Source organism: Pseudomonas sp. AC229 (genome assembly GCF_979254655.1).
Map to the genome: position 1 here is coordinate 19,114 of NZ_CEEDHK010000013.1, position 26,863 is coordinate 45,976.

Genomic DNA, 26,863 nt, shown 5'->3' on the forward strand with positions numbered 1-26,863 from the left:
GGCGAGGGACCGATGAACAGCCAAACCCCACTCGACAACTACCAACTGGTCATTCGCGCGCTCTCCGACCGGCTGGTAGAAGCGCAAACGCCGATCCGCGTGCTGGACGCCGTCAAGTGGGACGACAACGTGCGCCAGGCCTTCCTCAAGGGCAAAGGCAAGGAAATGCCGCTGGTGGGCCGCGACTACTACGCCGGCCGCCCGCTGGGTTTTGATTCGGGCGCCAAAAAGCTGGAATTCCAGAACATCGAGCGCGACATCACCCGCCAGCTCGGCCAGTTCAACCCGGTGGGGCAGATCATGCGGCGCATGTGCAAGGAATACCGCATGGTGATCCGCATGCTCGAAGCGCGCGGCACCCCGGATTTCGGCCTGATCTCGCAAGAACTTTACGGCTCCGCCTCCGACGCCTTCCACGCCGGCGACCCGACCCTGGCCGACCTGGGCCTGATGTTTTCTGATTACCTGAACAAGATCGACGACCGCGGCGACCTCAAAGACGAGCCGAAAACCCTCACCGCCAAAGACGCCGTGCAGTTGCTGCAAGGCCGGTTGAATACCGTGTTTGGTGAAGAACAGAGCACCATTCGTGTGTTCGAGTCGGACGGCATTCTGGCCGACGCCGCTGCTGGCGCCGATTACATCAAGATTCGCGCTGACGCCATGTTCAACGAACGCGATGTGCGCGCCCTGGAAGTACACGAAGGGCTGGTGCATGTCGGCACCACATTGAACGGCTTGAATCAGCCGATCTGCACCTTCCTCGCCAAAGGCCCGCCTTCCTCGACGGTGACCCAGGAAGGCTTGGCCATTCTCATGGAAGTGATCGCCTTCGCCTCGTACCCGAGCCGCTTGCGCAAGCTCACCAACCGCACCCGCGCCATCCACATGGCCGAGGAGGGCGCCGATTTCCTTCAGGTGTTCGACTTCTTCCGCGCCCAAGGCTTCGACATGGAGCAGAGTTACGCCAACGCCAGCCGCAGCTTCCGGGGCTCGACGCCGGACGGGTTGCCGTTTACCAAGGATTTGTCGTACCTCAAGGGTTTTATCCTGATCTACAACTACATCCAGTTGGCTGTGCGCAAAGGCAAGCTCGAAGCCATTCCGCTGCTGTTCTGCGGCAAGGCCACGCTGGAAGACATGCGCACCTTGCGCCAGTTAGTCGACGAAGGCCTGGTGGTGCCGCCCAAATACCTGCCGCCGCAATTTCGCGACCTCAACGCGTTGTCGGCCTGGATGTGTTTCTCCAACTTCCTCAACCACCTGAGCCTGGACCGCATCGAAGCCGACTACGCCAATATTTTGTAGGCAGCATTCAACAAAATGCCGGGGAGGCGATTGATGCGACGACTGCTGGTGCTCGGCCTGCTGCTGGCCAGCTTGTGCGGATGCAGCAATTTGCTGTTCTTCCCGCAAAAGGGCCTGCCGTTTACTCCGACCGTTGCCAAGGTCGACTACCGCGACGTCGCACTCACTGCAGCAGACGGCACGCGCTTACATGCCTGGTGGATGCCGGCGAAAGCGGGTGTTGCCGTCAAAGGCACGGTGCTGCACCTGCACGGCAACGGCGGTAATGTGGCCACCCATCTGGGCGGCAGCTACTGGTTGCCGGAGCAGGGCTACAACGTGCTGCTGCTCGATTACCGGGGCTACGGCAACTCCGAAGGCAAGCCAAATCTGCCGGGCGTTTACCAAGACATCGACGCCGCCTTCGCCTGGCTGCGCGCCGCGCCTGAAACCAACGGTCAGCCGCTGTACGTGCTCGGGCAAAGCATCGGTGGCGCGCTGGCGGTGCGATACCTCAGCGAACACCCCGAACAAGCCAAACGCCTGAGCGCCCTGGTGCTGGATGGCGTGCCAGCCAGCTACCGCGACATTGCTCAACTGACCCTGAGTAACTCGTGGCTGACCTGGCCGCTGCAGGTGCCGCTGTCGTGGCTGGTGCCCGACGGCGACAGCGCGCTCGCCGCCATTGGCAATTTGCCGCAGCTGCCGTTGTTGATCTACCAGAGCATCGACGATACGGTCGTGCCCCTTTCCAACGGCGTGAGCTTGTATCAAGCTGCGCGCCCGCCGCGGGTGTTCCGGCCCACGCGTGGCGGCCATGTGCAAACCTTCGCCGACCCCGTATGGCGGCAAGTAATGCTCATGTTCCTCAGCGACCCCACCGGTTTTACCGGCCTGCGGCGCCTGGCTGAAGTGCCCAACACCCCGACTTCCGATTCAAAAGCAGAGACAGCGCAATGAGCGAACAACGCGATGCAATTCCCCTGATCATCACCGGCGTGTGCAGCATCATCGGCACGGTGGCCGCGCTCTGGTACTACGGCTACCTGCACATCGCCAAACCCGAAGACGCCTTGCTGCTCTCCGAATTCACCATGCTCAAGACTGTGCCGGGCGAGGACTACAAAGTCTCCCTGGAACCGGCCGCGCAGGTGGCGCAATGCGTGGATGGCGTGGTGGTGTTGTTTGATACCGAGCAGAAGGGTTTGACTGGCGTGCTGGTGGATAACCGTAAGAAGGCCGTGCGGTGTATTGGGCAGGAGACGCCGCAGAAGACGGAGTGATTGGGTGGCTGGGTTATGAAAAGCCGCTCTTCGGAGCGGTTTTTTTATGGTTGCGAGACCGATGTCTTTTTGTTTGGGGCGACACTTTCAAACTAATCACCGTCATTCCCGCGCAGGCGGCGGTCCGACGATTCGGAATCCAGAGTTTCGGATTGACCGCTGTTTTCGGACCCAGCAGAAACCGCTTTTTGCTTCCGATCTTCGTCCCGTCCAACATTCTGGATTCCCGCGTGCGCGGGAATGACGGGGGTTTTTATTAAGTCATCCGTCATTCTCGTGAGAATCGCGGATGAATCGGCAAAAACCTCCGTCGTCCTCGCGAAAGCGGGGACCCAGAATGCCGGAGCGGATGATGAACTCCGGCATGACTCTGGATTCCGAATCGTCGGACCGCCGCCTGCGCGGGAATGACGGTGTCGGTGCGGATAGCTCTGCAGAACGGTACCCGTCGTCGAATCAAACTCTGCCCGCCCGCAACAACCGCAACCCGTTAAACACCACCAGCAAACTCGCCCCCATATCCGCAAACACCGCCATCCACAGGCTGCCCATCCCCGCCAACGTCAGGCCGAGAAACACCACCTTTATCCCCAGCGCCAGCGCAATGTTCTGCATCAGCACCGCATGGGTGCGGCGTGACAGGCGGATAAACACGGGCAGCTTGCGCAAGTCGTCATCCATCAACGCTACGCCCGCTGTTTCAATGGCGGTGTCAGTGCCCGCTGCGCCCATGGCGAAACCAATGTCGGCGCGGGCCAGTGCCGGGGCGTCGTTGATGCCGTCGCCGACCATGCCGACCCGCTGCCCGCCTTCCTGGCGTTGGCGGATAAACGCCAGCTTCTCTTCCGGCAATAAGTTGCCTTGCGCCTCATCGATACCCACTTGCGCGGCAATGGCAGCAGCCGTATGGGGGTTATCGCCGGTGAGCATCAGGGTTTTAACGCCCAGCTTGTGCAACTCGCTAACGGCTTCGCGACTGGTTTCGCGCACCGCATCGGCCACCGCAAACAATGCCAGCGGACCGTTGCTGTCGAGCAGCACAATGGCGGTTTTGCCTTGGCGCTCCAGGGCGTCCAGTTGGGCTTCCAGGTCGGTTGAACACAGGCCCAGCTCCTCGACCAAGCGGTGATTGCCCAAGTGATACAGCGCGCCGTCGACCGTTGCTTTCACGCCCCGGCCGGGCAGGGCGACTACGTCCTGAACCGCCACCTGCTCAACTTGCTCAGCCTGCGCCGCACGGGCCAGCGCCTGCGACACCGGGTGGTCCGAGCGCGCGGCCAGGCTAGCGGCGATTGCTCGCGCATGAGGCTGGTCACCGAGCAGCACCACATCGGTTTGCTGCGGACGACCGTGGGTCAGCGTGCCGGTTTTATCCAGCGCCACCCAGGCCAATTGCCGGCCCATTTCCAGAAACACGCCGCCCTTGACCAAAATGCCCGAGCGCGCCGCTGCGGCCAGACCGCTGACCAGCGTCACGGGCGTGGAAATCACTAGCGCACAGGGGCAGGCGATCACCAGCAACACCAGGGCTTTGTAGATCCAGTCCAGCCAGGCGCCGCCCAGTACCAGCGGCGGCACAACGGCGGTGAGCAAGGCAATGGCGAACACGGTGGGCGTATAGATGCGCGAGAAGCGATCGACGAAGCGCTGGGTCGGCGCCTTCGAGCTCTGCGCTTCTTCCACGGCATTAATGATGCGCGTCAGGGTGCTGTCGTTGGCGGCGCGGGTGGTGCGGTATTCAAGCTCGCCTTCGCCGTTGATGCTGCCGGCGAACAGCACGTCGTCCGGGGCTTTTTCCACGGGCATGCTTTCTCCGGTGATCGGCGCTTGGTTCACGCTGGAACGTCCGGCCAGCACCTCACCGTCCAGGGCAATACGCTCACCAGGGCGCACGCGCACGTGGCTGCCCAGCTCGACTTCAGCGACTTGCACCTCGCGCCATTGGCCGTCGACCTTCACGGTCGCCTGTGCCGGGGTTAAATCCAGCAGCCCACGGATCGCCCGACGCGCACGGTCGAGCGACTTCGCTTCGATCAACTCGGCAATCGCAAACAGCACGCTGACCATCGCCGCTTCCGGCCACTGGCCAATCAGCAGCGCGCCAGTGACGGCGATGCTCATCAGCGCGTTGATATTGAGGTTGCGGTTTTTCAGGGCGATCAGGCCCTTGCGGTAGGTGGGCAGACCCGCGCCGGCAATGGCAGCCAACGCGAAAGCGGCGATCAGCCACGTCGGGCCGGCGCCGGTCCACTCCAGCACTTCCGATACCAGCGCCGCCACACCGGCAACCGCCAACGGCCACCACGGCTTTTGCGCGACGGGCGGGGCAGGCGTGGCGCCGTCCACAGGTTCGCCTGTCATGCCAAGGCTGGCGATGATTTGTTGCAGCGGTTGCAACTCGGCAAAGCGGTGCTGCACGCGCAGGACGCGCTGCATCAGATTGAATTCCAACGCCTCTACTTCTTTCACCTTGCCCAGCGCATCGCGAAGCAAACGTTCTTCGGTGGGGCAATCCATCGCGTCGATGCGCAGGCTGCTCCAGCGCAATTCACCGGTCGCGCCGCTGACCGCCACGGCCGGCGCCGGGGCCGGCTCGTGATGATGGTCGCAACAGTGGTGGTGGTCGTGGCTCATGGTCCGCTCCGTTGGCGCGTCTGGAGTTGACGCTATGGAAGCGATTGCACACCCTGTAGCTACTACAGAGTCAACAGGCGAAAAGGCACACGATGAAAATTGGCGAACTGGCACGACTGACCGACTGCCCCGTGGAGACCATCCGCTACTACGAACGCGAAGGCCTGCTGCCTGAACCGGCGCGCTCGGAAGGCAACTACCGGCAGTACACGCAGGTGCATGTCGAGCGCCTGGCATTTATCCGTCACTGCCGCTCGCTGGACATGACCCAGCAGGAAATCCGCGAACTGCTGGCGCTGCGCGACGCGCCCGAAGCCGATTGCGCGGCGGCCAATCGCTTGATCGACGAACACATTCACCACGTTGAAGTACGGATTAACGAGCTGCGCGCTTTGCAGGACCAGCTACGGGATTTGCGCGCGCACTGCCAGGTCGCGGGTAATAGCGAAGCGTGCGGCATTTTGCGTGAGCTGGAGCAGCCGGCGCCGCCTGCGGTGGCGAGCGAGGCGTGTATTGAGGCGGGGCATCTGCATGTGCCGGGGGTGCACAAGCGGCATTAAGCGGTTTGCCCAAGAGCATCGCGGCATTCCGATTAGCCGCGATGCTTTTGCCCCGCCCAAAAAAACGCCCGCATCTGCGGGCGTTTTCCTATCGCGAGCTACCTTACAAAACCCGCGGCGCCACCGGTGCATTGCCGTCGGCAATGGTCACTTCAACGCGACGGTTCAGCGTGCGCGAATCCGCTGTGGCGTTGCTGGCCACTGGATAGTCTTTGCCGAAACCGTGGGTAGTGATGCGCGTCGGCGAAACGCCCATGGCGACCAGGGCGCTACGCACCGAGTCGGCACGTGCTTGCGACAGGCGCAGGTTGTGGTCGGTGGTGCCGGTGTTGTCAGTGAAACCTTCCACTACCACCTGGCTGTTCGGGTTCTGCTGCAAATAAGTGCCCAACTGCTGCACGTTGCGCAGACCGTTCGGGGTCAGCTCGGCGCGATCAATCTGGAACAGTACGTCGCCCAGTGTGACCACGGTGCCGCGCGGAGTCTGCTTGGATTGCAGCTGCTGCAGCAAGGTGTCGACCTGTTTGTTACGCGCATCCAGTTGCGCCTGGGTGCGCAAGGCCGGGGCGTTGGCCAGTTGTTGCTCAGCTTGTTTTTGCAGCAGGGTTTGACGCGCGACTTCTACGCGCTGGTTGCTGATGTAGGCGAGCTGGTCGACCTGGGCTTGCGGCTTGCCATCGGCGTAGGCGATGTCGGCGCGGGCCAGCATGTCGGCGGCTTCCTTGGTTTCCAGCGCGGCCAGGGTTTGCGCTTGCGGCTGGGCGGTCAGGGCCGAGTAGTTGCTGTGTGCTTGGTCCAGGTTCGGGTTGGGCTTGGAGGCGCAGGCCACCAATGCCAGGCTCAGAACCGACAGGGCAGAAACAGAAATCAACTTGTTCATAGGGGATTGTCCTTATCTAAGCGAGGGCGCGATCTATGCGAGGGGCGGGCCCGTTACTGCACGATGATCGGCGTACGAGCGCCTTCTTCACGGATTTGCTGAACGCCTTGTTGCGAGTCCTGCAGCATTTTCTGCGCCTTGGTCGCCAGGGCAGTGCGTTCGGCTACGCGGGCGTCCCACTCGGCTTGTTCAGCCAACAGGCGCGCTTGCTCGTATTCGTCTTCGCGCAGCAGTTGCTCAGCTTGGGTGAGCTTGTCTTGCGCGGCTTTCATTTGTACCGGTGCGTACTCGGCGCCGCCGGCTGCGGCCGCACTTTTCACCACGGTATTGGTGACGGCGAACTGCTCGGTCGGTGGGTTGCCGGCGCAGCCGGTCAACAGCAGGCTGCCGCCCAGAGCGAGGGCCGCCAGCAGAGTAGATTTCGAGGTGACAGCAGGATTTGTCTTCATGATATTCCGCTCCATTGGTATTTCTCCACAGATGTCTTCACTCAAGACAACTTGCCTTCCAGATGCACGCTTAGTAGCGCTAGTTAGCCGACGATGGCGACTAGTTTGCGGCTAGTGGCTGATGCGCTGGCTTACTCGTTACGACTGGAGGGCTGCGAAAAATGTTCAACATAATTGACGATAAGCGGCGCTTATTTGTCCGAGCGAAACGCGCAAACGCCCGCCGCAGCGGGCTTGCAGCGATGCAATTAATTTAATGGCATGGCGCTGAAAATCGCTGCGGCGGGCTTTGGTAACGGCGAATGTAGTTAGTGGTTGGTGCTGTCAAGTTGCTCGCTCAGCAGGTGCAGGTGTTTTTTCGACAGTTCTAAAAAGCGCGGCGTGGGGCCGACGTCTTCGTAGAGCGGGTCGCCCTGCTCGTCGGTGGCGACTACATGGGTACCTTTTACATACGGCAGGCCGGCTTCGAGTTCTTCAAGCGCGGCGCCGATCAGTTCGCCGAGCAGTTCGTGCGGCTGGCGTTTGGGATACATCTCGGCCAGCGCGGCCAGGCGCGCGGCGGCTTCTAGGTCGAGGTGTACTTCGTAAGGGCTGCGGGTCAGGCGGCCGGTGGCATCGTTTTCCCATTGGCGAACCAGTTCGCGAATCTTCATAGCGTCCTCAGGTGTCTGACGAGAATGAGCACCCAGCAGCCGAGCAGCGGGCGCCGGGCTTACAGGGTTGAGACTAGACCGCTGCGCATTCGAGCGGCGCCGTTCGTCGCACCCTTGCACGACCATGGCGCATTCACGACGCTGCTCGCGAAGTGGCCAACGCGGGTTAAGCTCAAGCGCATGCGTGCATCAACAACAATGAATTGGCAGCGGAGAAGTGCGAATGGCTGAAATCGACGCGCGGTTGCGTGAGGACGTCCACCTGCTCGGTGAACTGCTCGGCGAAACCATTGGCGCCCAGCGGGGCGAGGGGTTTGTCGACAAGATCGAGCGCATTCGTAAAGGCGCGAAAGCAGCCCGTCAGGGCTCGGCGAAAGGCGCGGCGCAACTGACAAGCACCCTCGACAGTTTGAAAGAAGACGAACTGCTGCCCGTGGCGCGGGCCTTTAACCAGTTCCTCAACCTGGCCAACATTGCTGAGCAATATCATCAAGTCCGCCGCTTGGGGCCGGAAGAACCGCCGCGCTTCGAAGCCGAGGTGCTGCCGCAATTGCTGGAGCGTTTGAAGCAGGACGGTAACAGCGCCGAGGTATTGGCCCGCCACCTGAGCCGTCTGGAAATCGAGCTGGTGCTGACGGCGCACCCGACCGAAGTGTCTCGCCGCACCCTGATCCAGAAGTACGACGCCATCGCCGCGCAGCTGGCCGCGCAGGATCACAGCGACCTCTCGCCCGCCGAGCGCAACCAGATCAAACAGCGGTTGCACCGCCTGATCGCCGAGGCGTGGCACACCGAAGAAATTCGCCGTACACGGCCGAGTCCGGTCGACGAAGCCAAGTGGGGCTTCGCGGTAATCGAGCATTCGCTGTGGAAAGCGGTGCCCAAATACCTGCGTGGCGCCGATGACGCGCTGTATGCCGCCACCGGCCTGCGCTTGCCGCTGACGGCGGCGCCGATTCGTTTCGCCTCCTGGATGGGCGGCGACCGTGATGGCAACCCCAATGTCACCGCGCCCATCACCCGCGAAGTGTTGTTGCTGGCGCGCTGGATGGCGGCGGATTTGTACCTGCGCGATGTTGATAACCTGGCCGGCGAACTGTCGATGCAGCAGGCAAACGCCGCCGTGCGCGAGCTGGTGGGCGACAGCCCGGAACCGTATCGCGCGCTGCTCAAACAACTGCGCGAGCGCCTGAAAGCCACGCGGGCCTGGGCCGAAGCGGCGCTGCATGGCGACCTCGCGCCGACGGCAGCGGTGCTGCACAGCAACAACGAATTGCTGGAACCGCTGGAGCGCTGCTACCACTCGCTGCATGAGTGCGGCATGGGCGTGATCGCCAACGGCCCGTTGCTCGATTGCCTGCGCAACGCCGCCACGTTTGGCTTGTTTCTGGTGCGCCTGGATGTGCGCCAGGACTCGACCCGCCACGCCTCGGCCATGAGCGAAATCACCGACTTCCTCGGCTTGGGTCGCTATCAGGACTGGGACGAGGAAACCCGCGTGGCGTTTTTGCTGCGCGAGCTCAACAACCGTCGGCCTTTGTTGCCGGCTCATTACCAGGCGTCGGCCGACACCGCTGAAGTGCTCGCCACCTGCAAGGTGGTCGCCCAGGCGCCGCAGGCTTCGCTCGGTTCGTATGTCATTTCCATGGCCGGTGCGCCTTCGGATGTGCTGGCGGTGCAACTCCTATTAAAAGAAGCCGGGTTGCAACGCCCGATCCGGGTGGTGCCACTGTTTGAAACCCTGGCGGATCTAGAAAACGCCGGCCCGGCCATTGACCGCTTGCTTGGCCTGCCGGGCTATCGCTCACGCTTGCATGGCCCGCAGGAAGTGATGATCGGCTATTCCGACTCGGCCAAAGACGCCGGCACCACCGCCGCCGCCTGGGCGCAGTACCGCGCGCAGGAAGCGTTGGTGAACGTGTGCCGTGAGCATCAAGTGGAACTGCTGCTGTTTCACGGTCGCGGTGGCACGGTTGGGCGCGGCGGCGGTCCGGCCCATGCGGCGATTCTGTCGCAGCCGCCGGGCTCGGTGGCGGGGCGGTTCCGCACCACCGAGCAAGGCGAGATGATCCGCTTCAAGTTCGGTCTGCCCGACATCGCCGAGCAAAACCTCAACCTGTACCTGGCCGCCGTGCTGGAAGCCACGGTGCAACCGCCACCCGTGCCGGAACCGGCGTGGCGAGACTTGATGAGCAAATTGGCCGAGGACGGCGTGGCCGGTTACCGCGCCGTGGTGCGTGAGCACCCGCAGTTCGTTGAGTATTTCCGTCAAGCCACGCCGGAGCAGGAATTGGGCCGGTTGCCGCTGGGCAGTCGGCCGGCGAAACGGCGCGAAGGCGGGGTGGAGAGCCTGCGCGCCATTCCGTGGATATTCGCCTGGACGCAAACGCGCCTGATGCTGCCGGCCTGGCTGGGCTGGGAGGCTGCGCTGGGCAATGCGCTGGCGCGCGGCGAGGGCGAGCTGCTGGCCGAGATGCGCGAGCGTTGGCCGTTCTTTCGCACGCGCATCGACATGCTGGAGATGGTGCTGGCCAAAGCAGACGCCGCCATTGCCGGTTTGTACGACGAACGTCTGGTGTCAGACGAGCTGCGACCGCTGGGTGCGCATTTACGCGACCTATTGTCGCAGGCGGGGTCCTGTGTACTGACCCTGACTGGTCAGTCGCAGCTGTTGGCGCACAGTCCTCAGACGTTGTCGGCCTTCACTGTAAGGAACACTTACCTCGACCCGCTGCATCTTCTGCAGGCTGAGCTGCTGGCCCGTTCTAGACAGTCCGAGCGCCAGGCAGACAGCCCGTTGGAGCAAGCGCTGCTGGTCAGCGTGGCAGGTATTGCAGCGGGGTTGCGCAACACCGGTTAAGGCATTGTCGACGGGCCTGGAAAGGGCATTCCAGATGCCTTGAAAGGCCCGGTTTGCTCATACTTTCGGTGGCTTGTGCGGTGCCGGTGCGCTGTGTATCTTGATCAACCTTTTGGCCGCTCCGTGCTGCCGGGACCTATACCGAGATTGGCCCAACGAGGCGAATCCAACGAGTTCTATTCAATCTTGAGGAGCACAGAGATGCGCGTGATTCTGTTGGGAGCGCCCGGTGCCGGCAAAGGTACCCAGGCTCGCTTCATCACCGAGAAATTCAATATTCCACAGATCTCGACCGGCGACATGCTGCGCGCAGCCGTCAAAGCGGGTACCGAGCTGGGTCTGCAGGTGAAGGGCGTGATGGACAGCGGCGGTCTGGTTTCCGATGACCTGATTATCGGCCTGATCAAAGAGCGCATCGCTCAAGCAGATTGCGCCAACGGCTTCCTGTTCGATGGCTTCCCGCGCACCATTCCCCAGGCTGAAGCCTTGAAGGATGCCGGTGTGAAGCTGGATCACGTGGTGGAAATCTCGGTAGACGACGAGGAAATCGTTCAGCGCATTTCCGGTCGTCGCGTTCACGCTGACTCCGGCCGTGTTTACCACCTGGTCTACAGCCCGCCCAAAGTGGAAGGCAAAGACGACGTCACCGGCGACGAGCTGGTGCAGCGCGTGGATGACACCGAAGCCACCGTGCGCAACCGCCTCAAGGTTTATCACGATCAAACCAAGCCGCTGGTGAACTTCTACCAGCAGCTGTCCGCCGCTGAAGGCACGCCCAAGTACAGCTACATCGAAGGCGTTGGCTCGGTGGAAGACATCACTGCCAAGGTTCTCGCGGCCCTCAGCTAAGCGAACCGACCCGCTTCAAACCAACGGCCCGCTTGCGGGCCGTTGGCGTTTATACTGCGCAGCGTTTTTTTCGACCAAGCCCTGGATACCCCGATGAGCACTTTGCTGGCCCTGGATACCGCAACCGAAGCTTGCTCCGTTGCCTTGCTGCATGACGGCAAAGTGCTGAGCCACTACGAAGTGATTCCGCGTCTGCATGCTCAGCGCTTGCTGCCGATGATCAAAGACCTGCTCGCCGAAGGCGGTATCAGCTTGTCAGCCGTGGACGCCATCGCCTTCGGCCGGGGTCCTGGCGCGTTTACCGGGGTGCGGATTGCCATCGGCGTGGTGCAAGGGCTGGCGTTTGCGCTGGATCGGCCGGTGCTGCCGGTGTCGAACCTGGCCGTTCTGGCCCAGCGCGCATTGCGCGAGCACGGCGCGCAGCAAGTGGCGAGCGCCATCGACGCGCGCATGGACGAAGTGTATTGGGGTTGTTACCGCGCCGAGCAGGGCGAAATGCGATTGGCCGGCGTTGAAGCGGTACTCGCGCCCGAGCAAGCGAACCTGCCGCGCGACGCCAGCGGCGACTGGTTCGGCGCCGGCACCGGCTGGGGCACCTTCGCGGCGCGCATTCCGGTAGCCGTGGTCGGCCAGGAACCGGCCATGCTGCCCCACGCCCTGGACTTGCTCACCCTGGCCCAAGGCGCCTGGGCCCGTGGCGAAGCGCTGCCGGCGGATCAGGCGCAACCGGTATACCTGCGCGACAACGTGGCCACGCCCAAAGCGGCGCCTTGACCGTCCGGCGCTAAAACGTCCCGCTTGTAAGTAATTTCCGACTAGCTGTGTAAGCCCGGATTGCGCTTATAAATCGACTCTGGTTACATACCCGACACATAGATTGGCCGTAGTTGCGATTGGCCAATGTCTGTCAGCCATTTCCGATACTTTTGCTAGAGAAGTACGAGCAGTAATGCGCATCGACGGTTTTACCTCCTCTTACACGCTGGATCGCACCCCTCGTCCGGGAAGCGCGGTCACGCCTTTTCGCGAGATTCAGCGCGAGCAAGAGGCGCGTCGTGAGGTACCCGCTACCCCGTCGACCACGCAAGGTATCGAAAGCACCCCTCAGCAACGCCGTGTGCAAGCCAGCAATGCCAGCAGCGACAGCCTGCCGGCCCGCTCGCAAGACGTGTACACCCAGCGCAGCGGCGTAAGCGCCCGCGCTCAGCAGGCTCTGGCCAGTTACGCCAGCACCGCCAGCTACTCGAACGAAACCGACGCCACGGAAATTCTCGGCCTCGATACGTACGCCTGAAGCCTTGATGCTTCCCTATTTCCTCGGTTGTCCTTCCTGGAGTGAACCTGCCTGGCGCGGTGATCTGTATCCCGACAGCGCCCGCAGCGCCGACTTTCTCGGCCTCTACGCCCACGTCTTCAACACGGTTGAAGGCAACACCACTTTCTATGCCCAGCCCTCGGAAGCCACCGTGCAACGCTGGGCCGAGCAGATGCCGGAACACTTTCGCTTCTGCGCCAAATTGCCCCGCGACATCAGCCACAGCGCCGACCTTTATGCCCAGCTCGACGCCGCGCACGCCTTTGTCCGCCTGTTAAAACCGTTGGGTCCGCGCGTGGCGCCGTATTGGTTGCAGTTGCCCGCCAAGTTCGGCCCGCAGCGCCTGGCCGAGTTGCGCGCATTTATTGCTGAACTGGCTGTGCCGTTGGCCGTCGAGGTGCGTCATCCGGCGTTCTTCGCCAAAGGGGAAGACGAGCGCGCGCTGAACCGCATGTTGCTCGACGAGGGCGTGGAACGTGTGTGTCTGGACTCGCGGGCGTTGTTCAGTTGCGTATCCAACGACCCAGCGGTACTCCACGCGCAGGCGAAGAAGCCGCGCTTGCCCACTCGGCCCGCGGCATTCACGCTGTTTCCGCAGCTTCGTTTTATCGGCCATCCCGACCTGGCAGCCAACGACGTGTTTATGCAGCCGTGGCTGAGCAAGGTCGCCGTTTGGATCGAAGAGGGGCGTACGCCTTATGTGTTTCTGCACACGCCCGACAACGTATTGGCCGCGCAACTGGCGCGACGGTTTCATCAGCAATTGAGTCTGTTATTGCCTGGCCTGCCGCCACTTGCTGAGTTAGACGTCGAACCGGCGGCCGAGCAGTTGGGTCTGCTTTAAGGGTAATGTCCCCGATAGCCAAGCAGCGCTACTCCATCACCCAACACCACGCAGGACGCACCTTTATGCCCTCGCAACTCGAGCGCGCCCACGCCTTCCAACAACTCCACGTCGGCGACGGCGCGTTTGTAATCCCCAATCCGTGGGATGCCGGCTCGGCGAAAATGCTCGCCAGCCTCGGCTACAAAGCCTTGGCCACCACCAGCGCGGGCCTGGCATTTTCCCTTGGGCGACCCGATGCCGAAGGCGCGCTGTCGCTGGAGGAAAACCTCGCCAACGCGCAGTCCATCGTCGCTGCCACCGCTTTGCCCGTGGCGGGCGATCTGGAAAACGGTTTCGCCGATGATCCCGAAGGCTGCGCCATCTGCATCAAGCGTGCGGCCGAAGTCGGCTTGGTCGGCGGTTCCATCGAAGACGCCAGCGGCCGCGCCGAGGCGCCGATCTACGATTTCCAACTGGCGGTAGAGCGCGTCCAAGCGGCCGTCGCCGCTGCGCGCAGCCTGGCGTTTCCGTTCACCCTCACGGCGCGGGCCGAGAATCTGTTGAATGGCCGCGACGACCTGGCCGACACCATCCGCCGTTTGCAAGTGTTCGCCGAAGCGGGTGCCGACGTGTTGTTCGCGCCGGGCCTGCGTTCGGTGCAGGAAATTGAAACGGTGGTGCGCGCCCTGGCGCCCAAGCCGGTGAACGTGTTGATGGGCTTGTCTGGCGTGACGCTCACCGTGGCGCAATTGCAGGATTTGGGTGTGAAGCGCATCAGCGTCGGCTCGTCCTTGGCCCGCGCGGCCTACGGCGAATTCTTCCGCGCCGCCCAAGCTATCCAGCACGAAGGCCGCTTCACGTTCGCCGAGCAGGCGATGCCGTTCCAACAGCTGAACAACCTGTTCAAGGGCTGACGGTGCGCGGGCTGCTCAAATTGTTAATCGCCATCGTGGTTCTGGGCGCCGCGCCGTTCGCGGTGTGGCGCGGCTGGTGGCAGGTGCCGCCGCAGTGGAACCCTTGGGCGCCGCTGGATGTGCGCCTGGCGCCGAATTGGTTAACGCCGTGGAAAATGATGCGTCTGAGCCAGGACCGTGAGCTGTGCGCCCAAGCCTTGGCCACCTCGCCGGTGCGTTTTTTACCCTTGGCCGACAACGCCGCCACGGCCAATTGCCCGCTGAGCAATGTGGTGCGGGTGCAAGGCTCACAGGTGGCCTTCAGCAGCAGCTTTATCGCCACCTGCCCGCTGGCCGTGGCCTTCGCAATGTACGAACGCCACGGTCTACAACCGGCTGCGCAAGCGGTGTACGGCCAGGCGGTGACGCGCATCGACCATCTCGGCAGCTTCGCCTGCCGCAACATTGGCAACAGTTCACGGCGCAGCCAGCACGCCAGCGCCAATGCCTTGGATATCGCCGGTTTCCGTCTGGCCGACGGCCGCCGCATTACGGTTGCGCGGGACTGGAACGGCGACGATGACGAGGCGCGCTTTCTGCGCCTGGCCCGCGACGCTGGCTGCAAGGCGTTCAATGTCACCCTGAGCCCGGATTACAACACCGCGCATCACGACCATTTCCACCTCGACATGGGCATGTTTCGCCTCTGTCGCTAGGCTCTGGCAGAATGCCGCGCCCCTTTATCACGAGCCGCCAGCCCATGAGCGATCACATTCCCAGCGTTGTAGTGCGTGCCCAAGCTTTGGCGCCGGCCTTTACCGAGGCCGCTGCGAAGTGGGCCGCGCGCCTGGGTTTGCCCCTGGAAGGTGAGGCTGACTTTGCCCTGCAACTGGGCGACAGCGGTTTGCAATTGGCCGATCTCGGGCCGCAGGCGCCTGGGCCGGTGCGGGTCGATTTCGTCGAAGGCGCGGTGGCGCATCGGCGCTTGTTTGGCGGCGGCACGGGGCAAATGATCGCCAAGGCGGTCGGCGTGCAACCGGGCGTGCGGCCGTCGGTACTGGACGCCACGGCGGGCCTGGGGCGTGATGCGTTTGTGTTGGCGAGCCTGGGTTGCCAGACGGCGATGATCGAGCGCCAACCGCTGATTGCCGCGTTGCTTGAAGACGGCCTGGCGCGTGCCAAAGGCGATGAGGAAGTGGGCGCGATTGTGGCGCAGATGCGCTTGCTGGTCGGCAACGCCATCGAATTGATGCGCGGTTGGGAAGGGGAGGCGCCGCAGGTGATTTACCTCGACCCGATGTTTCCCCATCGCGACAAAAGCGCGCTGGTGAAAAAGGAAATGCGCCTGTTCCGCCCGCTGGTGGGCGACGACCTCGATGCCCCGGCGCTACTCGAAGCGGCGCTGGCGCTGGCCACGCACCGGGTGGTGGTCAAACGCCCGCGCAAGGCGCCGATCATTGCTGGCCCCAAGCCCAGCTATGCGCTGGACGGCAAATCGAGCCGTTACGACATCTACCCGAAAAAAGCGCTGAAGCCTTAAAGCGCCCCCAACACCGCAGTCCTGTGGGAGCGGCTTCAGCCGCGAGCTTTTAATTCTTCAATTCAACGCGGCAAATAAGCCCGCACAAACATCGCCACCGCGTCGGCAATCTGCTCCTCGGTGGAGCACAACTCATCTTCAGCATTGCAGCCAATCAGCAGCCGGAAGTTGATGCCGCCTTTGAGCAGGCACAGGAAATGCTCGGCGGCCAGCTCCGGATTCTCGATGCGTAATTTCCCTAACTGATCGGCCTTGCTCAGCAGCCCGGCCATTTCGTCGTGCACGACCTTCGGGCCGGACTCGTAAAACATCTTCGCCAGCTTCGGGTCCTGGCTGCCTAGGGAAATCATCACGCGGTGCAGTTCGATGGACTCGCGGCTGCTGACCAGGCAATGAAACGCCTGGGCAACATTCAGCAGCACGGTTTCGATAGGCGCGGTTTCCAGCAGCTCGAAAATCACCAACGGCATCTGCTCTTCGCACTTGGCGCGCACGGCCATGGAGAACAGTGTCTCCTTGTCGGTGAAGTGGCTGTACACCGTCAGTTTCGAAACGCCGGCTTCGGCGGCAATCGCATCCATGCTGCAGCCGTCGTAACCCAGGCGCAGAAACAGGTTCTTCGCGGCATCAAGAATGGCGGCGCGCTTTGTAAGGTCTTTCGGACGACCGGGTCCGCTTGGCGGTAATAGATTGTCTGACATTTCGCGTTTTATTACTGGACTGGCGAGTTTGCTATTTTTACTATACCGCTCAGTACAATTATTCAAAGCCTTAATTCGCGAAAGGTCTTACATCATGTTCCGCCATGTCCTGCCACTCGCATTGCCCGTCTCGCTTGTTGTTTTGCTCGCTGCCTGTGGCTCCGCTGAGGAAGTGAAGACTCCTCCGCGTCCGGCCCTGGTGGTTCAGCCCCAGCCTGCCGGCGAAACCGCCGACACCTTTCCCGGCGAAGTGCGGGCGCGACTGGAACAGGACCTGGCATTCCGCATCGGCGGCAAGGTGACCAAACGCCTGGTTGATGTAGGCGCGCGGGTGAAGAAGGACCAGCCGCTGGCCGAGCTCGATCCGCAAGACGTGCAACTGCAACTGGAAGCCCAGCGCGCCCAAGTGGCCGCCGCGACCGCCAACCTGCAGTTGGTGCGCAGCGAACGTGATCGGTACAAAACCTTGTTTGATCGGCAGATGGCCAGCCGCTCGCAGTACGACAACGCCGAAAACCTGTACCGCGCCGGCGAAGCGCGGGTGAAACAGGCCAAGGCTGAATTCGATGTCTCCAACAACCAGGCCGGTTATTCCGTGCTGCGCGCGACCCAATCGGGCGTGGTGGCGCGGCGTCTGGTTGAAGTGGGCAACGTGGTCGCGGCCGGGCAAACCGTTTACACCTTGGCTGCCGATGGCGAGCGCGAGGTGCTGATCAGCCTGCCGGAGCACAGCATCGAGCGCTTCAGCATCGGTCAGGAAGTGTTCGTCGAGCTCTGGTCGCGTCCGGATAAACGTTATTCCGCACGTATCCGCGAACTGTCGCCAGCGGCCGATCCGCAATCGCGCACCTACGCCGCCCGCGTTTCTTTCACTGCCGATAAAGTGCCAGCCGACCTCGGCCAGAGCGCGCGCGTGTTCGTGCCGGTAGCCGGTGAAGTGCCGCTGGCCATTCCGCTGTCGGCGCTGAGTGCCGAAGGCGGCAAACCCTTTGTGTGGGTGGTGGAACCGAAAACCGCCAAGCTGATGCGCCGCAGCGTCAAGGTCGGGCCGTATGGCGAAGACCAAGTGCCGGTGCTCGAAGGGTTGCAAGCCACCGACTGGGTCGTCGCCGCTGGTGTTCAAGTACTGCGTGAAGGCCAGGAAGTTCGGCCGGTGGACCACGCCAATCGCTCGGTCAAACTGGCAGCGCAGGAGTAAGCACGGATGAGCTTCAACCTATCCGAATGGGCGCTGCGCAATCGGCAGATCGTGCTGTTCCTGATGTTGCTGCTGGCCCTTGTCGGGGGCCTGTCGTACACCAAACTGGGGCAGAGCGAAGACCCGCCCTTCACCTTCAAGGCCATGGTGGTGCGCACCCTGTGGCCGGGCGCCAGCGCTGAAGAAGTGTCGCGGCAGGTGACCGAGCGCATCGAGAAAAAGCTGATGGAAACCGGCGAGTTCGAGAAGATCGTTTCGTTCTCGCGTCCGGGTGAATCGCAGGTCACTTTTATGGCCCGTGATTCCATGAATTCCCGCGACATTCCCGAGCTCTGGTACCAGATTCGCAAGAAGGTCAGCGACATCCGCTACACCTTGCCGCAAGGCATTCAAGGCCCGTTCTTCAACGACGAATTCGGCACCACCTACGGCAACATCTATGCACTGACCGGCGAGGGTTTCGACTACGCCGTGCTCAAGGACTACGCCGACCGCATTCAGCTGCAACTGCAGCGCGTTAAGGACGTGGGCAAGGTCGACCTGCTCGGGCTGCAAGACGAGAAAATCTGGATCGAGCTTTCCAACGTCAAAGCCGCGACCCTCGGTTTGCCCATGGCGGCCGTGCAAAAGGCGCTGGAAGAACAAAACACCGTGGCCTCGTCGGGCTTTTTCGAAACGCCGTCAGACCGTATTCAATTGCGCGTGACGGGGCGCTTCGAGTCGGTGGATGAAATCAAAGCCTTCCCGATCCGCATCGGCGACCGCACATTCCGAATTTCCGATGTCGCCGAAGTGCATCGTGGCTTCAGCGATCCGCCCGCGCCGCGCATGCGTTTCATGGCCCAGGACGCCATTGGCTTGACCGTGTCGATGAAACCCGGCGGCGACATTCTGGTGCTGGGCAGCGCCCTGGAAAAAGAATTTGCCCGTATGCAGCAAACGCTGCCGGCCGGTATGCAGCTGAGCAAGGTGTCGGACCAACCCGCGGCGGTGAAAACCGGCGTCGGCGAGTTCGTTCAGGTGCTGGTCGAAGCCCTGGCCATTGTGATGTTGGTGTGCTTCTTCTCCCTGGGGTTGCGCATCGGTCTGGTGGTGGCGCTGGTGATTCCGCTGGTGCTGGCCATGACGTTCACGGCCATGTACTACCTGGGCATCGGCCTGCACAAAATTTCCCTAGGCGCGCTGGTGCTGGCGCTGGGGTTGTTGGTGGACGATGCGATCATCGCCGTTGAAATGATGGCGATCAAAATGGAGCAGGGGTACTCGCGCTTTAAAGCCGCGAGTTTCGCCTGGACCAGCACCGCCTTCCCGATGCTGACCGGCACGTTGATTACGGCGGCCGGGTTCCTGCCAATCGCCACTGCGCAGTCGGGCACTGGCGAATACACCCGCTCGATCTTCCAGGTGGTGGCCATCGCGCTGCTGGTGTCGTGGATCGCCGCCGTGATTTTCGTGCCCTATATCGGCGAAAAATTACTGCCCGACCTGGCCAAGCTGCACGCCGCCAAACACGGCGGCAGCGACGCCGGCCACGATCCGTACTCGACGCCGTTCTACCGCCGTGTGCGCGGGGTTGTCGAATGGTGCGTGGGGCATCGCAAAACCGTAATCGTGCTGACCCTGGCGTTGTTTGCCGGCTCGATCTTTATGTTCAAGTTCGTGCCGCAGCAGTTCTTCCCGTCCTCGGGGCGACTGGAGCTGATGGTCGATTTGAAACTCAGCGAAGGCGCGTCGTTGAAGGCCACCGAAGAACAGGTTCGCCATCTGGAAAGCCTGCTTAAAGATCACCCCGGCATCGACAACTATGTGGCCTACGTCGGCACCGGTTCGCCGCGTTTCTACCTGCCGCTGGACCAGCAACTGCCGGCCGCCAGCTTTGCGCAATTCGTGGTGCTGAATAAGACCATCGAAGACCGCGAAGCCGTGCGCAAATGGCTGATCGAAACCCTGGCTAACGAATTCCCGACCTTGCGCACCCGCATCACGCGCCTGGAAAACGGCCCGCCTGTGGGCTACCCGGTGCAGTTCCGGGTCTCGGGTGAGCACATTGATGAAGTGCGCACCCTGGCGCGTGAAGTGGCGGACCGCGTGCGCGAAAACTCACACGTCACCAACGTGCATCTGGACTGGGAAGAACCGAGCAAAGTGGTGTACCTGAGCATTGACCAGGAACGCGCCCGCGCCCTGGGCGTGAGCAGTGCCAGCCTGTCGACCTTTCTGCAAAGCGCCTTGTCGGGCAACAGTGTCAGCCAGTACCGCGAAGACAACGAGTTGATCGAAATTCTGCTGCGCGGCACCGTGCGTGAGCGCCAACAGTTGGCGTTGCTGCCAAGCCTGTCGGTGCCGACCGACACGGGCCAGAGCGTGGCGCTGTCGCAAATTGCCACGCTCAAGTACGGCTTTGAAGAAGGCATTATCTGGCACCGCGATCGTCTGCCGACGGTGACCGTCCGCGCCGATGTCTACGGCAAGGAGCAGCCGGCCAGCATCGTCAAACAGATCCTACCGACCCTCAGCGATGTGCGCGCCAAGCTGCCCGATGGTTACCTGCTCGACGTGGGCGGCACGGTGGAAGATTCCGCCCGAGGCCAGAACTCGGTGAACGCCGGTATTCCGCTGTTTATCGTGGTGGTGTTGGGGTTGTTGATGTTGCAGCTGAAAAGCTTCTCGCGCTCGGCCATGGTGTTTCTCACCGCGCCCCTGGGCCTGATCGGCGTGACCTTGTTCTTGCTGGTGTTCAACCAGCCGTTCGGGTTTGTGGCCATGCTCGGCACCATCGCCTTGTCCGGCATGATCATGCGTAACTCGGTGATTCTGGTGGACCAGATCGAGCAAGACATCAACGCCGGCCATGACCGCTGGCACGCCATTATCGACGCCACGGTGCGGCGCTTCCGTCCCATCGTGCTCACCGCACTGGCGGCGGTGCTGGCGATGATTCCGCTGTCGCGCAGTACCTTCTTCGGGCCGATGGCGGTGGCGATCATGGGGGGGCTGATTGTGGCGACGGCGCTGACCTTATTGTTCCTTCCGGCCTTGTATGCCGCGTGGTTCAAGGTGCGACCGGAAGAGAAGGTCGCCGAGTAGAACAAAAAAGCCCGGCGAATTGGCCGGGCTTTTTTGTGGCTGTCGTGGGCGTGGCTTACAGCGCGCCGAACACTTTCTTGGCCAGGCTGGTTGCCGCTGCCGCCGGGTTTTCGCGGATGGTGGCTTCCTGTTTGGCGATCATCTCGAACAAGCCATCGAGCGCTTTCTCTGTCACGTAGTTTTCGATATTGGCGCTTTTTGCATCCACAGCACCAAGGGTCGCAGCCTGGCTGGCGAAGGCGTTGTACTGCTTGGCCAGGCCAACCTGGTCGGTGGCTTGCTTGACGATGGGCAAGAACTTGGCGCGAATCTGCTCGCGGCTGCTTTTGTTCAAGTATTGGGTGGCGGCGTCATCCTTGCCGGCCAGAATCCCTTTGGCATCGGCCACGGTCATTTTTTTCACAGCATCCACCAGCAGCGCCTGAGCTTGCGGCACCGCGGCTTCGGCGGCTTTATTCATGCTGGTTTCGAGTTGGTCGACCTGCGCGCCCATGCCCATCATTTTCATCGCCTTGGCGGCTTTGCCGAGCTTGCCGGGCAACTCGATGCGTACCTCGTCGTTGTTGCTGAAGCCACCCGGCTTGCCGAGTTCTTTCACGGCAATTTGCGCACCTTGGGTCAGGGCATCTTTAAGGCCGCTGCTGGCGTCGGTTTGCGAGAGGTCGCTAATGGACAACGCGAACGCCTGCGCGGAAAGCGCAATGCCGGCGAGCAGGGTGGCGAAGGTGGCAGTGGAGCGAAGCATGGGCGCATTCCTATTGTGGTGAATGGCCGGAGCTTAGCTGAGCGCACCGCCCAGGCAAACCCGGGCGGTGTGTTGACGACGGTTACTGGCCCATCGGGCCGCGCAGGTATTCGGGCGGCAGGTAGAAGTACCAATAGAGAATCGCCGACACCAGCACCGTGGTCAGCGTGAGCACGGAAACGCCCCACACGCTGGAGGCAAACAGAAAGCCTTGCTTCTGGTTATTGCGCATAAAAGTGGGCAGGCCAACGTACAGCAGGAACGTCGAGTAAGCGCAGGCGGCCAGTAGCACAAACACAGCCAGCCAGCGGCTCGGGTAGAGCCCGGCCAAGCCGGCGACAAACAGCGGCGAGGCGGTGTACGCGGCGAAGCCGATGCACTGGTTCAGGGTGGGGCGGGCGTCGAATGTGCGCGACATCCAGCGAATGAAAAAGCCCATCAACGCCGTGCCGATCAAGGTCGCGGCATAGATCATCGCGCTCAGTGCCAGGGCGCTGTCGGCGGTCAGGCGAACCGTCTCGTTCTCCGCCAGGCTCCAGCCCACACGGGTAGTGCCTATAAACAGGGCGAAGGGCGGAATCAGCCCAAGAAAAATCAGATGCGGCCAGTAATTATGGGGTTTCTCTTCCTCTTCCTTGCGGATTTCAGTCCAGACGCGGTCCGGCTGGGTGAAGAGTTTGATCAGGTGCGTACTCATCATTCGGGTCCTCGCGCAGATCGGTGCGACGTATCGATGGATGCCGACCGGTTACTGGTTTAGACGCGACCTGCGCTGAGGGTTTCAAGAGTTTTTGCCGCTTCGGGCTCAACGGTTGGCAGACGAGGGGCTGAGCATGACGATGGGTCGAATGTCGAAATCGCGCGTCAGGTAGTCCATCCGCGTCTCAGCGAAACGCTGCATATGCGGCAAGGCCGAGTGCGCGTCGAGGTGCGCTTTGCTTTGCCAGACCTCATAAAAGATGAACAGGGTCGGGTCTTGAGCGTCGCGCAGCATGTGGTATTCGATGCAGCCCGGTTCCGCGCGGCTGGGTTCGACATAAGTGCTGAACAGCGCCTCGAAGGCGTTGGACATTTCGGGTTTGGTGTAGGCGTGCAGAATAAAACCGTAGGGTTGTTCGCTCATGGGGACGGCTCGGGGTGAGGTTGATTGCTGCATTTTAAATGGGGAGTTGGTGAGTTATTCGTGCTTTTTGAGCAAATATCATTTGCGCCCCCTGCGGTTTTTCTCCTCGCGTGAGGCCGGTAGTCTGCCGGCCATCGACTCACTCACCGAGGTTTTCCCCGTGAAAAATATCCTTCTGCTTAATGGCGGCAAACAGTTCGCCCACTCCGATGGCCGCTACAACCAGACCCTGCACGACGCCGCGCTGAGCTTTCTCGATCGCTCCGGTTTTGACGTTCGCGAAACCTTTATCGATGGCGGCTATGACGTAGCGGAAGAAGTGCAAAAGTTTCTCTGGGCCGACGTGATCATTTATCAGATGCCGGGCTGGTGGATGGGCGCGCCTTGGACCGTGAAAAAGTACATCGACGAAGTGTTCACCGAAGGTCACGGCAGCCTGTACGCCAACGACGGCCGCACCCGTTCCGATGCGTCGCAGAAATACGGCAGCGGCGGCTTGCTGCACGGTAAGCAGTACATGATTTCCGCGACCTGGAACGCGCCCCAGCAAGCCTTCGATGAGCCCACCGATTTCTTCGAAGGCAAAGGCGTGGACGCGGTGTACTTCCCGTTTCACAAAGCCAATCAATTCCTCGGCATGACCGGCTTGCCGACCTTTTTGAGCGTGGATGTGATGAAGCGCCCGAACGTGGAAGCAGACATCGCCCGCTATGAGCAGCACCTGGCGAGCGTATTCAAGGTCTGATCGCGTAGCACGGCAGTGCAAGGAGACCGGAGGACTGGCATTACAAGTGGCAGGTTGGCACTATGCGCGCCCGCCAACGTTCCAGGCGGCGACTATAAGGACATTCCGCGCAATGAAGTTCTCCCGTATTGCCGGCGCGTTGGCGCTGGCCGCTCTGGTGAGTGGCTGCTCCACCGCCGCCTATTTCAAGCTGCCTGAGCACAGCACAGTCGAAATCTACAAACGCGACACCCAGTACAACCAAGGACTGATCAAAACTCGTCCGTTCGCCTGGAGTGCTGCGGGTGGTATTCCGTACAAAATCACCGACGACAACGGCACCGTGTTGCAAGAAGGCAAACTGCGTTCGCGCTTCCGGGTCGGCTCGATTTTCTGGCCACCGTTCGCGATCATTTATTGGCCAATGAAATTCGGCCAGACCTGCTACGACCTCACCGGCGCTTCGCCGCTGACCTGTACCCATCAAGACATGATTGATTTGCGCCGGAACCAGCGTTTGGCGCGTTGATCGCCAGAGTGGTGTTTTGCAGGAATCGCGGCTAAAGCCGCTCCCCCAAACACCGCCATCCTGTAGGAGCGGCTTCAGCCGCGATCCCTGCAAAAGGTGATTTCCAGGCAAAAAAAGGGAGCGCTCAGCGCTCCCTTTTTCACATCTGCCAGACCCTTACAACCCGTCCACCAGATCCTCGCTGCGATCCATCGCCACCTGGCGAATGGACAAGCGAATCTCTGCCGGCAATACCCGCTTGGCCGCGCCTTCGGCCAGCTCGTTGAGCAGCGGATGGTGGCTGAGCTTGCCGGCCTGGTCCTGGCGCAGCACGCCTTGGTCGAGCAGGGTCTGGATGAAGTGACGGAACAGGCTCTTGTCGAAAAACTCCGGGGCATTCAGGCCGTGGAGAATCGACAAGCGCTGCGCCATCACCGTACACAGGTCTTCCAGCTCTTCCGCGCTGATGGTGTTCTGCCCGGCATTAAGCAGCAGGGCCGTGGCCATGTAGAAACGCTGCAAGGTTTGCGCGATGGCGCGCGACAGCAGCGTCAGCAACACGAAATTGCGCGAGCTCGGCGCCGGGCGCACGTAGGCATCGTTCTCGAACTTCAGCAGCCCTTGCTCGACAAACGCTGCCAGCCATTGATCCACCACCGGCTCCAGTTCATCCACGTTCCAGCGGATAAACAGCTCCGACTGCAAGTACGGATACAACGCACGGGTGTAACGCAGAATCTGCTCGCGGCTCATGCGCGCGCTGCTCTGGAAGAAGCTGGCGAGCAACGCCGGTAGGGCGAAAATATGCAGCACGTTGTTGCGGTAGTAGGTCATCAGGATGGCGTTCTGCTCATCCAGATACAGAATCTTGCCCAGCGAATCTTTCTGCTCGGCGAGCAACTTCATGCCTTGCACGTACTGAATCAGCGCCTGGCCGTCGCCTTCGGGCAACGTGGTGTGCGGCGAATACGGCACGGCGCGGAGCAGGGTCAGGTACAGGTCGAGCACGCGGGTGAGGGCGCGGTCGTCGAGTGCCAGTTTGCTGGTAGACAGCAACGCCAGCGCCACCAGGTTCACCGGGTTCACGGCCGCCGCCTCGTTGAGGTGCTGCGCCACGCGCTCGGACAACCGATGGGTGCTGTCGCTCAGCCACTCGGGGCGGTATTGCGGCCCCAGTTCCTGCTCGCGCCAGCCCGGTTGATCGGCATCGAGGAATTCGGCCAGCTTGATCGGCTCACCGAAGTTCACCCACACGCTGCCAAAGCGCTGCTTGAGCGCGCCGATGACTTTGAAAATATCGAAGATCGACTCTTTCTTCTTGCTCGCACCGCGCAGCTCGCCCAGGTAAGTGCGGCCTTCGAGCACGCGCTCGTAACCGATGTACACCGGCACAAACACCACCGGCAGGCGATTGGAGCGCAGGAAGCTGCGCAAGGTGATCGCCAGCATGCCGGTCTTGGGCTGCAACATGCGCCCGGTGCGCGAGCGACCGCCTTCCACGAAGTACTCAACCGGGAAGCCCTTGCTGAACAAGGTGTGCAGGTATTCGTTGAACACCGCCGTGTACAGCGGATTGCCCTTGAAGGTGCGGCGCATAAAGAAGGCGCCGCCACGACGTAGCAGGCCACCGATGACCGGCATGTTCAGGTTGATGCCGGCCGCAATGTGCGGCGGCGTCAGGCCGTTGCGGAACAGCAGGTAAGAGAGCAGCAGGTAATCGATATGGCTGCGGTGGCAGGGCACGTAAATCACCTCGTGCCCCTGCGCTACGTCTTGCACGCCTTCGATGTGGTTGACCTTGATGCCGTCGTAAATCTTGTTCCAGAACCAGCTCAGCACCAGCTCCAGGAACCGGATGGCGGTATAGGTGTAGTCCGAAGCGATTTCGTTGCCGTAGCGCAGCGCCAGGGCTTCAGCTTTAGCCGGCGAGATTTTCTCGCGCTCGACTTCCTCGGCAATGGCTTGGCGCACCAACGGACCGTGCACCAGGCCTTTCACCAGATTGCGACGGTGCGACACGTCCGGCCCAATGACGGCCGCGCGCTGGTTGCGAAAGTGCACCCGCAACAGGCGTTGCACCATGCGCAGGGTGCGCTCGTGGCCTTTGTCTTGCGCCACGATTTCGCGCAGGTGAATCGGCGCCGAGAACTGCACGCGGGTTTTGCGCCCCAAAATCAGAATGCTCACCAGACGGCGAAGGCGCCCGGTCACCGCCCAACTGTCGGCAAAGAGCAGTTTCCACGGGCTGGTTTCGCGGTCGGGGGACTGGCCCCAAAACACGCTCACCGGCACGATTTGCGCGTCTTCCACTGCGTGCTGATTCAGCGCACCGACCAGGCGTACCAAGGTCGGCGACGTGCCGGGCTTGCTCGGCGTGCCCAGCCAACCCGGCTCGGGGTTGAGGTAGAAGAATGCAGCCGGCTCAATCAGATCGCCAACGGCCACCGGCACCACCGGACGCGGCAGTCCGGCCTTGGTGCACTCTCTGTCGAGCACCGCCAGGTCACTCAGCGACGGCTGCTGCAGCACATAGAGCACCGGCTTGCTGCGGTCGAGCTTGAGGGTGAAGGCGGACTGGTTGATGGTTTCCGAGCGCACCCAGAGATACAAAAGGCGGCGCAGGGTACCGAAGACAAGACGGCGAAACGGGGAGCGGGTCATACAGAGTCTGTCGAAATCGAGCCTCGGCTCGGGGACGCTAGTTTGCCGTATGAAATGCCCGGCGGCAAAAGGCATCTGGCACACCAG

25 protein-coding genes are annotated in these 26,863 nt (G+C 61.9%); 16 read left to right on the top strand and 9 right to left on the bottom strand.

Annotated features, from left to right (window positions below; genetic code table 11):
- The first annotated feature begins 12 nt into the window (after positions 1 to 12).
- From AC0IW7_RS18065 to AC0IW7_RS18075, 3 genes are read left to right on the top strand one after another with little or no spacing between them, the layout of a single operon-like run.
- Positions 13 to 1,308, top strand: coding sequence for a flavohemoglobin expression-modulating QEGLA motif protein (locus AC0IW7_RS18065; protein WP_471819837.1), 1,296 nt, complete (start codon positions 13 to 15; stop codon positions 1,306 to 1,308).
- 33 nt (positions 1,309 to 1,341) lie between these two features.
- Positions 1,342 to 2,247 carry an alpha/beta hydrolase gene (locus AC0IW7_RS18070; protein ID WP_471819839.1) on the top strand — a complete coding sequence of 302 codons (906 nt, stop codon included), beginning with the start codon at positions 1,342 to 1,344 and terminating at the stop codon, positions 2,245 to 2,247.
- Positions 2,244 to 2,570, top strand: a complete 327-nt coding sequence (locus AC0IW7_RS18075) for a hypothetical protein (protein ID WP_122492730.1) — start codon at positions 2,244 to 2,246, stop codon at positions 2,568 to 2,570. Before AC0IW7_RS18070 ends, AC0IW7_RS18075 begins: the two co-directional genes overlap by 4 nt.
- Positions 2,571 to 3,026: 456 nt before the next feature.
- Here the strand turns inward: AC0IW7_RS18075 and AC0IW7_RS18080 are convergent, their stop codons facing one another.
- Positions 3,027 to 5,204 carry a heavy metal translocating P-type ATPase gene (locus AC0IW7_RS18080; protein WP_471819841.1) on the bottom strand — a complete coding sequence of 726 codons (2,178 nt, stop codon included), beginning with the start codon at positions 5,202 to 5,204 and terminating at the stop codon, positions 3,027 to 3,029.
- A gap of 92 nt (positions 5,205 to 5,296) precedes the next feature.
- Here AC0IW7_RS18080 and cadR point away from each other — a divergent pair, with 92 nt between their 5' ends.
- A complete protein-coding gene (gene cadR, locus AC0IW7_RS18085) occupies positions 5,297 to 5,764 on the top strand; it encodes a Cd(II)/Pb(II)-responsive transcriptional regulator (RefSeq protein ID WP_463541333.1) in 468 nt (155 codons plus the stop codon).
- A 103-nt stretch (positions 5,765 to 5,867) separates the two neighbouring features.
- Here the strand turns inward: cadR and AC0IW7_RS18090 are convergent, their stop codons facing one another.
- The 3 genes from AC0IW7_RS18090 to AC0IW7_RS18100 all read right to left on the bottom strand — a co-directional run bounded on the left by AC0IW7_RS18090 (position 5,868) and on the right by AC0IW7_RS18100 (position 7,746).
- Entirely contained in the window at positions 5,868 to 6,644 is a 777-nt protein-coding gene (locus tag AC0IW7_RS18090; RefSeq protein ID WP_463381907.1) for an OmpA family protein, read from the bottom strand.
- A 53-nt stretch (positions 6,645 to 6,697) separates the two neighbouring features.
- The gene (locus AC0IW7_RS18095) at positions 6,698 to 7,108 is read right to left on the bottom strand and encodes a DUF4398 domain-containing protein (protein ID WP_463551617.1); all 411 of its coding nucleotides are present in this window, start codon (positions 7,106 to 7,108) and stop codon (positions 6,698 to 6,700) included.
- A gap of 293 nt (positions 7,109 to 7,401) precedes the next feature.
- Positions 7,402 to 7,746, bottom strand: a complete 345-nt coding sequence (locus AC0IW7_RS18100) for a pilin assembly protein (protein WP_463381909.1) — start codon at positions 7,744 to 7,746, stop codon at positions 7,402 to 7,404.
- A gap of 223 nt (positions 7,747 to 7,969) precedes the next feature.
- Between AC0IW7_RS18100 and ppc the strand changes: the two genes are divergently transcribed.
- From ppc to AC0IW7_RS18140, 8 genes are all read left to right on the top strand, one after another.
- A complete protein-coding gene (gene ppc, locus AC0IW7_RS18105) occupies positions 7,970 to 10,606 on the top strand; it encodes a phosphoenolpyruvate carboxylase (RefSeq protein WP_471819843.1) in 2,637 nt (878 codons plus the stop codon).
- A gap of 201 nt (positions 10,607 to 10,807) precedes the next feature.
- Positions 10,808 to 11,455: an adenylate kinase gene (adk, locus tag AC0IW7_RS18110; RefSeq protein ID WP_471819845.1), complete on the top strand. Its 648-nt coding sequence runs from the start codon at positions 10,808 to 10,810 to the stop codon at positions 11,453 to 11,455.
- Positions 11,456 to 11,548: 93 nt separating this feature from the next.
- Positions 11,549 to 12,229 carry a tRNA (adenosine(37)-N6)-threonylcarbamoyltransferase complex dimerization subunit type 1 TsaB gene (tsaB, locus tag AC0IW7_RS18115; protein ID WP_471819847.1) on the top strand — a complete coding sequence of 227 codons (681 nt, stop codon included), beginning with the start codon at positions 11,549 to 11,551 and terminating at the stop codon, positions 12,227 to 12,229.
- 175 nt (positions 12,230 to 12,404) lie between these two features.
- The gene (locus tag AC0IW7_RS18120; RefSeq protein ID WP_122492720.1) at positions 12,405 to 12,749 is read left to right on the top strand and encodes a hypothetical protein; all 345 of its coding nucleotides are present in this window, start codon (positions 12,405 to 12,407) and stop codon (positions 12,747 to 12,749) included.
- A 7-nt stretch (positions 12,750 to 12,756) separates the two neighbouring features.
- Positions 12,757 to 13,614, top strand: a complete 858-nt coding sequence (locus AC0IW7_RS18125) for a DUF72 domain-containing protein (RefSeq protein WP_471819849.1) — start codon at positions 12,757 to 12,759, stop codon at positions 13,612 to 13,614.
- Between the two features lie 65 nt (positions 13,615 to 13,679).
- Positions 13,680 to 14,510 (top strand): isocitrate lyase/PEP mutase family protein, encoded by an 831-nt coding sequence (locus tag AC0IW7_RS18130; protein WP_471819850.1) that lies wholly within the window; start codon positions 13,680 to 13,682, stop codon positions 14,508 to 14,510.
- Between the two features lie 26 nt (positions 14,511 to 14,536).
- Complete coding sequence (locus AC0IW7_RS18135; protein ID WP_471820052.1) at positions 14,537 to 15,205, top strand: extensin-like domain-containing protein; 669 nt, start codon at positions 14,537 to 14,539, stop codon at positions 15,203 to 15,205.
- A 44-nt stretch (positions 15,206 to 15,249) separates the two neighbouring features.
- Positions 15,250 to 16,029, top strand: coding sequence for a class I SAM-dependent methyltransferase (locus tag AC0IW7_RS18140; RefSeq protein WP_471819851.1), 780 nt, complete (start codon positions 15,250 to 15,252; stop codon positions 16,027 to 16,029).
- A gap of 62 nt (positions 16,030 to 16,091) precedes the next feature.
- Here AC0IW7_RS18140 and AC0IW7_RS18145 read toward each other — a convergent pair whose 3' ends face one another.
- Positions 16,092 to 16,730 carry a TetR/AcrR family transcriptional regulator gene (locus tag AC0IW7_RS18145; RefSeq protein WP_122492715.1) on the bottom strand — a complete coding sequence of 213 codons (639 nt, stop codon included), beginning with the start codon at positions 16,728 to 16,730 and terminating at the stop codon, positions 16,092 to 16,094.
- 94 nt (positions 16,731 to 16,824) lie between these two features.
- Here AC0IW7_RS18145 and AC0IW7_RS18150 point away from each other — a divergent pair, with 94 nt between their 5' ends.
- On the top strand, positions 16,825 to 17,928 hold the full coding sequence (locus tag AC0IW7_RS18150) for an efflux RND transporter periplasmic adaptor subunit (protein WP_471819852.1): 1,104 nt from the start codon (positions 16,825 to 16,827) through the stop codon (positions 17,926 to 17,928).
- A gap of 6 nt (positions 17,929 to 17,934) precedes the next feature.
- On the top strand, positions 17,935 to 21,015 hold the full coding sequence (locus AC0IW7_RS18155; protein WP_471819854.1) for an efflux RND transporter permease subunit: 3,081 nt from the start codon (positions 17,935 to 17,937) through the stop codon (positions 21,013 to 21,015).
- A 55-nt stretch (positions 21,016 to 21,070) separates the two neighbouring features.
- Here AC0IW7_RS18155 and AC0IW7_RS18160 read toward each other — a convergent pair whose 3' ends face one another.
- The 3 genes from AC0IW7_RS18160 to AC0IW7_RS18170 form a co-directional block, all read right to left on the bottom strand.
- The gene (locus AC0IW7_RS18160) at positions 21,071 to 21,760 is read right to left on the bottom strand and encodes a DUF4197 domain-containing protein (RefSeq protein ID WP_463381920.1); all 690 of its coding nucleotides are present in this window, start codon (positions 21,758 to 21,760) and stop codon (positions 21,071 to 21,073) included.
- An 82-nt stretch (positions 21,761 to 21,842) separates the two neighbouring features.
- Positions 21,843 to 22,457 carry a Yip1 family protein gene (locus AC0IW7_RS18165; protein WP_471819856.1) on the bottom strand — a complete coding sequence of 205 codons (615 nt, stop codon included), beginning with the start codon at positions 22,455 to 22,457 and terminating at the stop codon, positions 21,843 to 21,845.
- A 108-nt stretch (positions 22,458 to 22,565) separates the two neighbouring features.
- Entirely contained in the window at positions 22,566 to 22,883 is a 318-nt protein-coding gene (locus AC0IW7_RS18170; protein ID WP_471819858.1) for a putative quinol monooxygenase, read from the bottom strand.
- A gap of 160 nt (positions 22,884 to 23,043) precedes the next feature.
- On the opposite strand from AC0IW7_RS18170, the gene mdaB reads away from it, so the two are divergent.
- Positions 23,044 to 23,628: an NADPH:quinone oxidoreductase MdaB gene (gene mdaB, locus AC0IW7_RS18175; protein WP_471819860.1), complete on the top strand. Its 585-nt coding sequence runs from the start codon at positions 23,044 to 23,046 to the stop codon at positions 23,626 to 23,628.
- A gap of 112 nt (positions 23,629 to 23,740) precedes the next feature.
- Positions 23,741 to 24,136, top strand: coding sequence for a hypothetical protein (locus tag AC0IW7_RS18180; RefSeq protein WP_471819861.1), 396 nt, complete (start codon positions 23,741 to 23,743; stop codon positions 24,134 to 24,136).
- A gap of 156 nt (positions 24,137 to 24,292) precedes the next feature.
- On the opposite strand, the gene plsB is transcribed toward AC0IW7_RS18180, so the two are convergent.
- Complete coding sequence (plsB, locus tag AC0IW7_RS18185; protein ID WP_471819863.1) at positions 24,293 to 26,776, bottom strand: glycerol-3-phosphate 1-O-acyltransferase PlsB; 2,484 nt, start codon at positions 26,774 to 26,776, stop codon at positions 24,293 to 24,295.
- Between the last annotated feature and the right edge of the window lie 87 nt (positions 26,777 to 26,863).